Source organism: Parabacteroides acidifaciens, assembly GCF_003363715.1.
Taxonomy (GTDB): Bacteria; Bacteroidota; Bacteroidia; order Bacteroidales; family Tannerellaceae; genus Parabacteroides; species Parabacteroides acidifaciens.
Window position 1 is genome coordinate 1 of record NZ_QREV01000054.1, and the last position, 13662, is coordinate 13662.

Annotated in this window: 11 protein-coding genes and 1 tRNA gene; 4 read left to right on the forward strand and 8 right to left on the reverse strand. The window is 41.9% G+C overall.

Annotated features, from left to right (window positions below):
* Positions 1–269: 269 nt before the first annotated feature.
* The 6 genes from DWU89_RS16920 to DWU89_RS16945 form a co-directional block, all read right to left on the reverse strand.
* Positions 270–1433, reverse strand: a complete 1164-nt coding sequence (locus DWU89_RS16920; protein ID WP_167451717.1) for an OmpA family protein — start codon at positions 1431–1433, stop codon at positions 270–272.
* A 39-nt stretch (positions 1434–1472) separates the two neighbouring features.
* On the reverse strand, positions 1473–1979 hold the full coding sequence (locus tag DWU89_RS16925; RefSeq protein WP_115500815.1) for an outer membrane protein: 507 nt from the start codon (positions 1977–1979) through the stop codon (positions 1473–1475).
* A gap of 41 nt (positions 1980–2020) precedes the next feature.
* Complete coding sequence (locus DWU89_RS16930) at positions 2021–2266, reverse strand: GlsB/YeaQ/YmgE family stress response membrane protein (protein WP_115500816.1); 246 nt, start codon at positions 2264–2266, stop codon at positions 2021–2023.
* 124 nt (positions 2267–2390) lie between these two features.
* A complete protein-coding gene (locus DWU89_RS16935) occupies positions 2391–3347 on the reverse strand; it encodes a manganese catalase family protein (RefSeq protein ID WP_115500817.1) in 957 nt (318 codons plus the stop codon).
* A 42-nt stretch (positions 3348–3389) separates the two neighbouring features.
* Positions 3390–3686, reverse strand: a complete 297-nt coding sequence (locus tag DWU89_RS16940) for a YtxH domain-containing protein (RefSeq protein WP_115500818.1) — start codon at positions 3684–3686, stop codon at positions 3390–3392.
* A 44-nt stretch (positions 3687–3730) separates the two neighbouring features.
* Positions 3731–3988: a GlsB/YeaQ/YmgE family stress response membrane protein gene (locus tag DWU89_RS16945; RefSeq protein WP_115500819.1), complete on the reverse strand. Its 258-nt coding sequence runs from the start codon at positions 3986–3988 to the stop codon at positions 3731–3733.
* A 448-nt stretch (positions 3989–4436) separates the two neighbouring features.
* Here DWU89_RS16945 and pulA point away from each other — a divergent pair, with 448 nt between their 5' ends.
* From pulA to DWU89_RS16965, 4 genes are all read left to right on the forward strand, one after another.
* Entirely contained in the window at positions 4437–6404 is a 1968-nt protein-coding gene (gene pulA, locus DWU89_RS16950) for a type I pullulanase (protein ID WP_115500820.1), read from the forward strand.
* A gap of 14 nt (positions 6405–6418) precedes the next feature.
* Entirely contained in the window at positions 6419–6946 is a 528-nt protein-coding gene (locus tag DWU89_RS16955) for an STM3941 family protein (protein WP_115500821.1), read from the forward strand.
* A 20-nt stretch (positions 6947–6966) separates the two neighbouring features.
* Positions 6967–8409 (forward strand): alpha-amylase, encoded by a 1443-nt coding sequence (locus tag DWU89_RS16960; protein ID WP_115500822.1) that lies wholly within the window; start codon positions 6967–6969, stop codon positions 8407–8409.
* An 82-nt stretch (positions 8410–8491) separates the two neighbouring features.
* The gene (locus DWU89_RS16965) at positions 8492–9541 is read left to right on the forward strand and encodes a mechanosensitive ion channel family protein (protein ID WP_115500823.1); all 1050 of its coding nucleotides are present in this window, start codon (positions 8492–8494) and stop codon (positions 9539–9541) included.
* Here DWU89_RS16965 and DWU89_RS16970 read toward each other — a convergent pair.
* Positions 9539–9613 (reverse strand) — tRNA-Val (locus DWU89_RS16970). The genes DWU89_RS16965 and DWU89_RS16970 overlap by 3 nt on opposite strands.
* 127 nt (positions 9614–9740) lie before the next feature.
* Positions 9741–13349 carry a glycoside hydrolase family 38 N-terminal domain-containing protein gene (locus DWU89_RS16975; protein ID WP_115500824.1) on the reverse strand — a complete coding sequence of 1203 codons (3609 nt, stop codon included), beginning with the start codon at positions 13347–13349 and terminating at the stop codon, positions 9741–9743.
* Positions 13350–13662 lie beyond the last annotated feature (313 nt).

The window sequence follows — 13662 nt, forward strand, 5'->3', positions numbered from 1 at the left end:
ATAAGCCCCCTCTGCCGCAGGCTCTCTTTTGCCAAATAATGAATTTATTTATCCCCAATGATTATCGGGTGAGCCCTGTTTACCTATTAGACTACAATAATAAGTGAGGCAAAGCAAAGAGGGGGGAAATTTAATTTCTCCCCTCTTTTGTGATCTCATAATAAATCAAATTCAAGTGAGTACCTGAAAAGTGCGAGTATGCAAGAGGTTATCTGATTACTAAAGGTACTCCTTTTTTCAAGTCAGGTAACGGTTCTGAGATATACGGATTATTCAACATAAAGTATTACCGCGCGATTCCATTCCGGTTTATCGAATGGAGGTTCACGATCCCCAACCCATTCAACTATCACGCGATCGCGACTAATGTTATATTCGTCAATCAATATTCTGGCTACGTTCTGAGCTCTTTCTGCTGATAACTTTTCATTGATTTTGGCTGTTCCGGTTTTTTTATCCGTGTAGCCAATAACTTTAACCTTCAACTGTGGATTATCTTTCAGATATTGAGCGATGTTATAAATGTTCACGCCTTGATAAGGATCAACTTTTGTCTGATTTATCTTAAATAATACTACGTTATTGATCAATGGATTGGTTTCTACGATCTTTTCAGTGATAACTTCTGTTGGCGGACATTCCGGACAACTCACTGGACGCTGTGCCAGAACCTGATTTTGTTCATACAATTCATTGATCCTGCTATTTAAGGCATCGATCTCAAGCGGATTTCTTAGCTCTGCTTCCGAGAAAGTGGCATCTTTTCCCAAATTAAAAATCAACCCGGCAGAAGCTGTGCCCAATATATCGTAATTACCACTGGTTTTTACCTGGTTGAATTCACTTTTTAAAGTTGTTGCCGCAAATTCAATTGACAGAGTCACCCGGTTCGATAATCTGAAATTATTGATAAGACCTGCATTCAATGTCATACTGTTATCACGAACATGCCCCATTGAATATTCCGGTTGATTCTTATAGTCCCATCCGAAAGCCCAACCGAATCCAACATAAGGGACCAGTTGATAAACACGGTCAGAACTATATTTCATGAAATAATCCGTAATACTCCACATCAGGTTTGCCTGAAAACTGGCATATCGGTTGCGTGACATGATAGTTGCATTGTCATTGAATGTATGCAGGTTTGTCAATCCGGCAGCTTTGATACGAGTGCCTAAATAAGGACTGATCCACTTTCCGATTTGAAATTCCGGTGTCACTGTAAAACGATTGAAGAAATCAGCATCTTTATTATTGTCACCAAAATATATGTTCGCTCCGGCACCGGCTCCAATAAACCAATTATCCCAAAAACCGTTCTTTAAAAATGTGGCACTGTGTGCCGGCTCTGTACTGTAGCCCTCTTTTTCCTGGGCATAAGAGAACTGCATGACGCTAAGGAGCGCCATTGATATAATAATTTTATTCATAACTTTTTCTATTTGTTTAAAACGATATATATCTTGTTTTTAGAAACGGTAACCCCAACCAAAAGCAATTACGGAGGAGTTGTCTTTACCAAATACATATTTATATTCGACATTCAGGAAGTTGCGTGTATTTATATTATAAGTAAGGCCGCCTCCCAAGTTGAATCCGAAATTTGTTGAACTATGAGAATCAAGAGTGGTCTCTTTGCCATCATCGCCTTTGATGGTTTGTTTGCCTTGAAAATTATTCTGCAAATTAAAACCTGCTAACGGATAAAGAGACAGGTTATCTGCATTCAGATTGAAGACATAATGAGCGTTCACATCAATATCAAATCCTGTGACTTTATTTTTAGGAAAGAAAAACATCAGATCCGGGGCCAGGCGTATATGATTTGTTAGATTATAACGTCCTTGAGCACCAAGCATAACACGCTTGAAATCTGTCTGATAACCGAAATTCCCCAATAATGAAAAATCACCCTTTTGTGCAAAAACGCTTAATGAGATTGTCAATAAGACTACTAAACTTATAAACTTTTTCATGACTACTTAATTTAATTGTAAAACTTTTTACCATATAAACCCTATACTTTTCTTTTAAATAAAGATAAAATCCATAATAAAATAACGGCTCCAACAACAGCAGATATTAAACTGCCTAAAATACCATACATTGCCAAACCCAAAAGAACGAATATCCAACTGCCAAGCAAACCTCCAATAAGGCCGACAATCAGATTAATAATCATGCCGAAACCTCTACCTCTCATGATCCATCCTGCAATTGCACCGGCAGCAAGACCTATAATAATTGACCAAATTAATCCCATGACTTTTATTTTTTAATTAATAAATGAAATACAAGATTACCCTGATCCAATCCATATTCTTTTATAATAGTTAAATATACAAGAATCAGGGTAATTTAAATCAATCAAAAATAATTCTTGAGAATTATTTTTTGTGATCCTTTTTAGTGGAATGATAGTGACTCCATTGCATGTCTTTTTCCGGAGTTTTAGAAAGGATCTTTTCCTTTCGCTCTTTGGCAAGCTTCTTGTCCATTTGCTTTACCATTTTCTCCGTACGTTCAGTCCCTTTAGGAGTGACCTCTGTCAATCCGCTTGACGAAGAAACATAATCTTGCGGGTTGTTAATGTACAACCATTCTTCATTTAGTTTGGAGCTGGTACCTTCGTTCCAGGGTCCTCGTGCATCTTCACTCATCGACATATCGAAATAAAGATTGCTGTATTTGGGATTTGTCTGGAAGATACCAGGAGGAAAGTTAGGCTTGATAGTCTCCAGAGCTGCTTCAAACTGTTGAAAATGCGCAACTTCACGGGTCATCAAAAAGTCTAATGTTTCCTTTACATATGGATCATCAGTAAAAGGAATAAGATATTCGTACATGATTTTTGCTCGGGATTCTGCTGCCAGGTTCGATCGTAAATCGACAGTCGGTTCCGCGTTTGCTGTCACGTAAGTAGCATTCCACGGGTTACCGTTGCTATCGGTCAGCATCGGACTACCCGGAGCCATTACCAAGAACTGTGGATTCGTAAAAGCTTGATGGATGAAATCTTCTTTTGCAGCCTTACCATTCATCATCTTATTGATTTCCATATTTTCAACTACATCTTTCATCTCACCGTTAACCGGCCCTAACAACATTTGAATTGTAGCCCCCACGATCTCTAAATGACTTAGCTCTTCGGTTGCAATATCCATCAACATATCGTATTTGTCGGGAAAAGGATTACGACAGCTGAACGCTTGAACAAAATATTGCATTGCTGCTTTTAATTCACCATTTGCACCACCAAACTGTTCCAATAATAAACGCGCGAAACGTGGGTCCGGTGCAGAGACACGTGCATTATACTGCAAATATTTTACATGATAAAACATAACTCAACATTTTAAATTAAACATCATACAATTTAGTGGATTCTATTTCTTTGCATTGTCTGCATAAGAATGCACTTTATTCTTCATCTCATCAGCTTTTTCTGCTACCTTAAAAGTTCCGTCGGCAACTTTATCTGCTGCTTTCGTACCGGCATCCAATACTTTATCTTTTGCCTCATCCATTATTACTTCTGCTCCTCCATGTAGTTTGTGCAAAGAGTGATATACTTTTTCTTTTACTTGCTTGCTCATTGATGAACAAGAAAAACGGTATGTGACGAAACCGATGATTGAACCTAAACCCAGTCCAATCCAAAATTTTGAATTATTAGTTTCCATAATTTGAAATGTTTAAAACGATTAATAAAATAATGAACAGTAAATTATAACTCCGCATTGTGAGGTTTCCTGAAAAAAGAAACGATCCACAATAACAGGACAGCTCCGATGACAGAAGTAATAAGACTTCCTAAAATACCTGCAGTAGCAATTCCTAAAAGACCGAATACCCAGCCTCCTAATACACCACCAATAATACCAACTAACAAATTAACGAGGATCCCAAAACCTCCTCCACGCATAATCTTTCCGGCTATAAATCCGGATACTATCCCTATAAGGATATACCAAATAAAGTTCATAATTAAAAATTTAAAGATGAATACTAAATTACTATATAAATTATCAACAGGGAGTGCCCGGCCGGGTTTAAACTCTACTTATCACCATACACGTAAATGAAACAAGGCATATAAAAAAATGGTTCGAAAATAGATGATTCAATTAACAATAATTTTGTAATGCGCAACTATTATCAATTAATATAAAGTTTATGTATGTATTATTGTCAATATGACTGTTTTAGTTGCGAATATTGAAACTTAAGTGTGATTTTATTGTCTAATTTCGAAAATAAATCAACCTTTGTCCTTATACATATAATACAGCCGAGTATTTTTTTTCTAAAACTCCCTATTTCTTTCATTTTAAGCCAGAAATTTTGACTTTTTGATTGTTTTAATATACGAGGGAATAAAGATTGATTTATCGATCAAGCGTATCAGTTGTATTAATATTAAAGTTATTTGTATGGACAATTTGAAAAATTATCGGTCTGTGGACTTGTCGGCCCCGTATGATCAGTATCCGTGTTATTTGGGCGATGACCTGGAACTGGTGTACACACCCGAACAATCCGTTTTTACATTATGGGCACCAACTGCTGATCAGGTGCAATTGAACTTGTATCCATCCGGAGAAGGAGGCGAACCGGAAGATCAGGTAGAAATGAATAAGGCAGACAATGGTATCTGGCGCATTCATATAGACCGCGATTTGAAAGGTACTTTTTATACTTTTCGGATAAAGATAGACGGAGAATGGTTGAATGAAACACCTGGTATCTGGGCAAAAGCGGTTGGTGTCAACGGTAATCGTGCTGCTGTAATCAATTGGGGCGAGACAGATCCGGAAGGCTGGGATTCTGACCACTCGCCTGAACAAAAGATGTATTCCGACATTATTCTATACGAGTTACATCACCGAGACTTCAGTATTGCTCCTGATTCTGGTATAGAAAACAAGGGAAAGTTTCTGGCCCTAACCGAAACCGGAACAAAGACTCCCGAAGGAGAAGCTTCCGGCTTGGATCATCTGAAAGAACTTGGCGTAACACATATCCATATTCTGCCTTCATTTGATTTTGCAACAGTGGATGAAACACATTTGGAAGATAACAACTACAATTGGGGATACGACCCGAAAAACTATAATGTGCCGGATGGTAGTTATTCCACCGATCCGGCGGATCCGGTTGTCCGTATCCGTGAATTTAAAGAGATGGTTAAAAGCTTACATCAAAATGGTTTCAGAATCGTACTGGATGTTGTCTATAACCATACAGCCTCAACGGATCATTCAAATTTTAACCTGACAGTTCCCGGATATTTTTACCGGCAGAATCCCGACGGTTCTTACTCAAATGCATCCGGATGCGGTAATGAAACGGCTTCGGAACGTGAAATGGTTCGACATTACATTATTGAATCGGTAAAATTCTGGGCTAAAGAATACCATATCGATGGCTTTCGTTTCGACTTGATGGGGATACATGATATCGAAACCATGAATCAGTTGAGAGCGGAACTGCTAAAGATTGATCCGACTATCTTTGTTTACGGTGAAGGCTGGATCGCTGCTGATTCTCCGTTACCTTATGAACAACGGGCTGTCAAGGAACATGTCGGACAAATGGAAGGTATTGCTGTTTTCAACGATGAATTTCGCGATGGCTTGAAAGGTAGTACTTTCGATGAGCAAGAGCCCGGATATGCTTCCGGAAATATCAATGGCCATTTCGAGCCGGTCAAATACGGCATAGTTGGAGGAACACAGCATCCGCAAGTAGATTACGGGGGATTACTTTATTGCGATGGTCCGTATGCCGGTGCTCCTTCGCAAATGATCAATTTCGTAGCCTGTCATGATGGATATACATTGGTTGATAAACTGAAACTTTCTGTTCATGGCGATCATGCGGCCGACGAGCTTATGCCAATCGACAAATTGATACATACCGTGTTGTTAACAGCGCAGGGAGTCCCTTTTATCCGTAGTGGTGAAGAGATCATGCAGGATAAACAAGGGGAACCGAATAGTTTTAAATCACCGGACTCTATCAACCAACTCGACTGGTCTTTAAAGGCCAGAAACCGTGATCTCTTTGACTATATCAGGGAGCTGATCGCCCTTCGTAAAGCTCACCCGGCCTTCCGTATTCCAACGGTAGAAGGATTACAGCAGTGGCTTCATTTTATGGATACAGGTGATTCCGGCGTAATTGCCTACACCTTGGGAGAACATGCCAACAATGACGAGTGGAAAGAAATCCTAATCGCCTACAATGGCAATCGGAACCAAGCAGAGATCAGTATTCCCGAAGGAGAATGGACGGTTGTTTGCCGCGACGGACAAATCAGTATGGATGGTCTGGATAGTTTACAGGGAGGAACTGTTACGATTGCAGCTTCTTCAGCCCTGATATTGTACCGGCAATAAATGAGAAGCTTAGTATGGATAACAGGATCGTTATATATAAATCCAGGAATAAAGCATTCGTATTTATCATTGTCTGCCTATTATTGGCAGTGGCGGGTTGGTTATTCTTGCAAATTCCCGATAAAAATGTAGTCGGGTGGAGTTTCATTATTCTGTCTGTTCTGTGTTTGATTTTTGGTATCGGTACTTATTTCGATAGAAAACCTTACATCATTCTGACGGAAAAGGGTATTACTGAAATGTCGGCTATCCGGGAAGAAATCGAGTGGGATGCCATCCTTCGGGTTGACGAATTCTATTATAGAGGATTATACTTTATTCGTATGCTGATCGAGAGGGATTATAAACCAACATCTGTCCGGCCTACATGGTTTCACCGTTTTGACAAGCTTTATGAGAAAGACGGGATCAAAGCCATATTTATGCGGATAGGTTTCTACGAAGTCAATTCTATAAAATTGGCCGGATTTATGCAGAAGATGATCAAAGCTGATACAGAAAGAAAGATTGAATTATTAAATAATTTTCGTTCGTATTATTAAATACAAAAAAGAGTTAGATTATGGAAAATGGTGTAATGATGCAGTATTTTGAGTGGAATCTCCCGAACGACGGGAAGTTATGGAAGCAATTAAAAGAGGATGCCTCGCATTTGCATGATATTGGTGTGACGGCAGTATGGATTCCACCTGCATACAAAGCTGACGAACAGCAGGATGAAGGTTATGCAACCTACGATTTGTATGACTTAGGTGAATTTGAACAAAAAGGAACAATACGCACCAAATATGGTACGAAAGACGAACTGAAAGAAATGATCGACGAACTGCACAAAAACCATATCGCAGTTTATCTTGATGTCGTTTTGAACCATAAAGCCGGTGGTGATTTTACGGAAAAGTTTATGGTGGTAGAAGTCGACCCCAATCAAAGAAATGCCGCTTTGGGAGAGCCGTTCGAGATACAGGGCTGGACCGGTTACAGTTTTCATGGGCGTAAGGATAAGTATTCGGATTTTAAGTGGCATTGGTATCATTTCTCCGGAACGGGATTCGACGATTCCCAGAAACGTAGCGGTATATTCCAAATCCAGGGAGAAGGAAAAGCGTGGAGCGACGGTGTGGACGGCGAGAATGGAAATTATGATTTCCTTTTGTGTAACGATCTTGATCTGGACCATCCTGAGGTCGTTGCCGAGTTAAACCGATGGGGAAAATGGGTTTCCAATGAACTGGATCTCGACGGTATGCGCCTGGATGCCATCAAACATATGAAAGACCAGTTTATTGCCCAATTCCTCGATGCCGTACGAAGTGAAAGAGGTAATGACTTTTATGCTGTAGGCGAATACTGGAACGGTGATATGGAAACGTTGGATAACTATGTAGAAGCGGTAGATCATAAAGTGAATCTGTTTGATGTACCGTTACACTATAATATGTTCCAGGCATCGCTGGAAAGGAAGGATTACAATATGCAAAATATTCTGAAGAATACTCTGGTAGAACATCATTGTGAATTGGCTGTAACCTTTGTCGATAATCACGATTCGCAACATGGCAGTTCTTTGGAATCGCAGATCGAGGACTGGTTCAAACCGCTGGCCTATGGGCTGATATTACTGATGAAAGACGGTTATCCTTGTCTTTTCTACGGTGATTACTATGGCGTGAAAGGAGAAAAATCTCCTCATACCAAAATCATTGACATCCTGCTGGATGCAAGGCGGAAATACGCCTACGGTGAACAGATAGAATATTTTGATCATCCTTCGACTGTCGGCTTTATCCGTACAGGAGATGAAGAACATCCTGGTTCCGGCTTGGTTTTGTTAATGTCCAATGATGAAGCCGGGAATAAAATAATGAATTTAGGCAAAGAGCACAAAGGCGAGGTCTGGCGTGAAATAACCGGAAGCATATCCGATGAGGTCACGGTGGATGAAGAAGGGAATGGAGACTTTTCCGTAAAAGCCCGTAATCTGGCTGTTTGGGTAAAGAAATAAATTCCCGATTAAATGGATGGACCGATAGGTCCGGTTCTACCGTTTTAGATAACAAGATGTTTAATTAAAATTCATTTTAAAGATGTTAGAAAAAGAGTTATGGGGTAATACATTGGAAACTTGGGGGATTTCCATTTTAATAATTGTAGGGGCAATTATAATTGTAAAACTATTTGCGTTGTTTAGTAAGAAGGTACTTAAGCCATTTATTATGCGTACTCCGAACCATCTGGACAATCTTATTTATTACTCTTTGGAGTCGCCCATTAAATTTGCGATCATGTTGCTGGGTATCTGGATAGCTATTCATCGGCTTGTTTATCCGGCTACCTTTGTGAAAGTAATCGACAATGCTTACAGTATTCTGATTGTTCTGAATTTTACCTGGGTTTTTGCCCGGTTATTCAGTGGCCTGCTTGAACTTTATTGGGAAAAGAAGCCTGACGGCCAAGTCAACAAGATGACGCCGATTATCAAAAGAGCAATTTTAGTTGTTGTCTGGATCATTGGTATTGTGATGGCTCTGAGTAATATAGGAGTGAACATCAGTGCTTTGCTGGGAACTTTAGGTATAGGAGGTATTGCGTTTGCTTTGGCTGCACAGGATACTGTGAAAAATATCTTTGGCGCTTTTACAATCTTGACAGACAAACCTTTCAGCATTGGAGATACGATTCGCGTGGATAGTTTTGAAGGAACGGTTGTCGATGTTGGTGTTCGAAGTACAAGGCTCATGGATTATGATAAACGTATTATCACTTTTCCGAATTATAAGATCACAGATGCCAATATCATCAATATCTCTTCCGAGCCGATGCGCCGTGTTGTACTAAATATCGGATTGACATATGACACGACTCCCGAAAAAATGAAAGAGGCATTGGAGATTCTTAAAGCTATTCCGGGAAGAGTAGGGAATGTATCTTCCAATCCATCGGATACAACAGCCGTTTTTACAAATTATGCAGACTCGGCATTGGTTATCATGTACATTTATTTTATAGAGAAACAGGGAGATATCTTAGGTGTAACTTCGGATATGAATATGGAAATACTGGCTTCTTTTAATAAAGCGGGACTTGAATTTGCTTTCCCTACACGTACCGTTTATATACAAAAAGAGGAGAAGTGAACCGTGCCGGATTCGAACCGGCGACCTCTGCCCTGTCAAGGCAGCGCTCTAAACCAGCTGAGCTAACGGTTCAGGGTGGCAAAGATAAGAAAAGAATGAATAAAAAACAATTCTATGGCTCAATTTGTAAAACGGAAGAACAGGCTTGATGCCTTATTCTTCCGTTTTTAATGATGTTTAGTGAAACAAACTGTTCACATTATTTGTAGACTTCAAGCTCGTAAATGCGGGTGTCACGATCCCCGGTCTTTTGTGTAGGCTGGGTAACCAACAGGCGTAAATAGCGGGCTGATTCCGGTTTGGTCAGTAAACTGGTTGCCTCGTTTTTGTGGTTGCCGGTCAAGACATCCAATGTCTTCCATTCTTCGTTCAAGCTGTTTCTGCCTTGAAGGAAACAGGTTCCGGTGACATAAGAATGTTCTTCATTTCCGGCGCTGACCAACTTCCAGCCGCTTATCGATTGGGGTGTACCCAAATCGAAATCAACATGACTCGGAATGCCGGAAATATCGCACCATTTTGTTTCCGTATTGCCGTCAATCATGTGCTCGGGAGATTCCTCTTCGTTCACGAAACCGGAACAGGCAATGATTTTAGCACTCTTCATCAGGTTTTCTTTTGCGGCTTCTTTCGTCGCCTCTTTTGGTCTTATGGCTGAGCGGAACAATTCGGATGCGACAGCAACCTGTTTATTGTCTTCTTGGGCAACCGTAACGGCAAACAAAACAATATTCTTGTTGTCCGGCAAGATCAGGCTTGTAGCCCCTTTAGGAATATCCATGCCAAACTTGAACATATAGGTGTATTCGTAAGCCTGGTCTCCGTCAGGAGCATGGCGGTGAGTACCGACATAAGCGATGTCGCCGTCTTTCAGGAAGCCTTCTGTATGTCCTAAATGTCCCCATTGGCCGATAAAGCCGGTGTATTCGGAAACCGTAATTTCCTGTTCGGATTTACCCAGACGGAATGTTCCGGTACAATCGCCTTCGGTAGACGCTGCCAGGAAATAAATACGGTTGTAATTGCTTCCGGCAGGCAGCTGGATTGTGTCTCCCTGGCAAGCTAAACCGTTGAAAGATTCTTTGTCTCCTAAACCGAACGAGATATCACCGGCATGGATTGTTTCCGGCAGCAGCTCGGCTGCATACGAATAGCCTGAACTGAAGTTGCCTTCTCTGCGGAACTCATTCCAACTCACGCACTTCTTGTTGAATTTCAGAGGAACATGAGCATATTGAGGCTCTTTGACTGGATTGCCGGACGGTTTGAGCTTCACCTTGAAAGTCTTAATGGAGTAAGGCTTGATGGACACCTGCAACTTGTTACCGTTGAATAGCGCCTTGCCGATTGTTTTCTCGGTTCCGTCAGCTTCACTGGCACTCTGGATGGCGCCGGCAAAAGTAATCTCGGCAGTCTGTTCCTGCTCGCCGCCGGTTTCGTATAGGCGGATTACCAATTCGTCCGAAGATTCAGCCTTTTTCAGTGTCTTTACCACTACGCTGTTATTATCGGAGTTGGCAAATGTGAACGATTTGCCCAGCTGTCCGGCATGTTTATCCGCCACAAAAGCGGTTAACGGCTGATTCAATTCGTCTGCTCTCAGAACAGTCTTCGATTTATCCAAAGCTCCGGAATGAGGCAGCAGGCTGTAAGTGAAACGGTGGTAGCCGAAATCCTGGCGGTCCTGATAGGAATAATTGCCTTTTGTCTGCGGAGTATGGAGCAAAGTCAGACGGATTGTATTATCGTTCGGTTTGTCCCATCCGTACTTACTGTCGTTGAGGACGGAAACGCCATAGCTGTTCCCTTTGTCGGTCAGGTCTGTCCAATACTGCGCATACACTTCGTAAGCCGTTATCGTATTGTTGCCGCGTTTCACGCTTCCGATACCCAAGTCATAAGTGGCTTCCGGGTTCGATACGCTCAACGGGAATTCTGCTTTCAACAATGAGTTGGTAGACTGCCAGTCTACTTCATTGTAGAAGTCGATGCGGTCGGCGCGGGGACCTTCGAACAAACGGATATACTGTTTAAAGACAGATTGCCCGTGATGTTTCTCTACGCAAAGCGCTTTTCTCAACTCTCCGTTCTCCACCAATGAGATTTTTACATCTTCGGTGATGGAAACCGGTTCGCGGTCTACGGTTTCTTTCATGATTTCCCAAGCGGGCCAGTTATACGATTTGTTTTCCGTAAAGAGAGCCAGGCGGATGGCTTTTCCCTCTTTCACCAATTCCTTGTTGTTTTTCTTGTCGAGGAGGGAAATGATATCGCCGTTTTTATCCAGTGTAATCTTGTATAAGGAGTTTTCCAGCATGTTGACGCCTGCCTGCTGCAAAGCGGAAGCAGCCGGACCACCTTCACGGACGTCGTAAACAACATAGCCGGTAGCCGGGACAGTTGCCGAAATCAATACATGAGCTTTCCCGTTTTCATAAGAAAGCAATTGGGCGGGGACTTTCTTTCCTTTCTCATCATATACCGTCACGCCTTTAGGAGCTTTAGGCATATCTAACATAACTTCAGCGAGGTCGGATACAGGGAAAGCATGTGCGTTGTAGAGGATGACCGGAGTCCCTTTCACCCGTGTATCCAACTGGCCGGCAATGCCGTTTACGGATGAAGTCAATACGCCGGCAAACTGCTTCAACGCGATCAATTCGTCATTCCAGGAGAACTCGTAAGCTCTCGGAATACTGGTTCCTGTCAGGTCGTCATGGAACTGGTGGACGATAAAGCGGCGCCAGGCTTCTGTCAGCGTGTTCAGCGGATAGGCGTTCGTTCCCAACCAGTCGGCTGCAACGGCAGCATTTTCAGCAGCATTGGCCAATACTTCGTTCTGGCGGTTGTATGCTTTCATGGCGGCTTCCGAAGTATAACAGCCGGTGCCGTGCACGTCCATCAACAGTTCCCCGTTGAAAACCGGCAGTTCCGGGTGGTTCTTGTAAGGCATGAAATCCTTGAACAGCTGGTCGCTGGTTGCACTGATCACTTCGACTGGTCCGTCTCCCTTGATCCCTTTTTCAACCGAACGGACAGAGGCTAAGTTCGGAGAACCACCCGTATCGCCCGTCCCATAATAACGATATACGATATTAAGAGGATCGCGTTGGCTCAGTTCCAGCAAATATTTACTGTTGGAAAGGTCTTCGTCTCTCCATCTTCTGCCATAATCATAGCCGTGTGCCAGCATGATGGAAGAGCCGTCCACGCCTTGCCACAGCCCGATGAGGAACGGATGTTTGCTGTCTCCGTAGAACGGATGGTTACGCCAGTCGAGTTTCTGCGAAGAAAAGCCGATCAGCCCGCAATGGCTGGCAATCGTCGGCAAAGTCCATCCGAAGCCGAAACAGTCCGGCAGGAATATGTCCGTGCTTTCCACGCCGAACTCTTTACGATAGTATTCCTGTCCGAGCGTAATATTACGGATGAACGATTCGGGAGAAGGAATCAGGGCATCGGTTGCATCCCAGCTGCTGCCGGAGATATGCCAGCGTCCGTTCTTTACGTATTCCTTTAACTCCTCATACTGGGTAGGATAATATTCCTTCATCCAGGCATATTTTACTCCTCCCTCGAAATTGAACACATAGTTGGGATAACGTTTCAGCAGGAACAAATTCTGGTTAAGCGTATTCCATACGTACTCTTTGATTGTAGTCTGGACATCCCAATTCCATTGGGTGTCTAAATGGGCATCGGCAACCATGTAGGCCTTTGCCTTTTTCTCTTGCTTGTCTGTTTGGGCGAACAAGGAATTTCCGCTCGAAAGGATTGCGAGCGAAAGGATAGCAATTCGTAATTTCATTTGTCTAAAAAATTAAGTTCACAAATATATTATGAATTATTTGAATAAGTTCCAAAACCAGGAAAAAAGCAGCTTTTTTCGAATAGATAGTGACTCCTCTTTAAATATGTTAAATAGTTTCACCATTTTCTCGGTGTGAAACTAAAGTTTCATCGGCATGGAACAAAAGTTTCAGCAAGGGGAAACAAAAGTTCCGTAGGCATGGAACAAAAGTTTCATAGGGAGGAACTGTTTGCTGTATAGTGACAAAAACTTTACTTCAATTGGTACAAATTTAGGAGAGGATAGGAGGAAGGCGTAAAGTTTTGCGTAC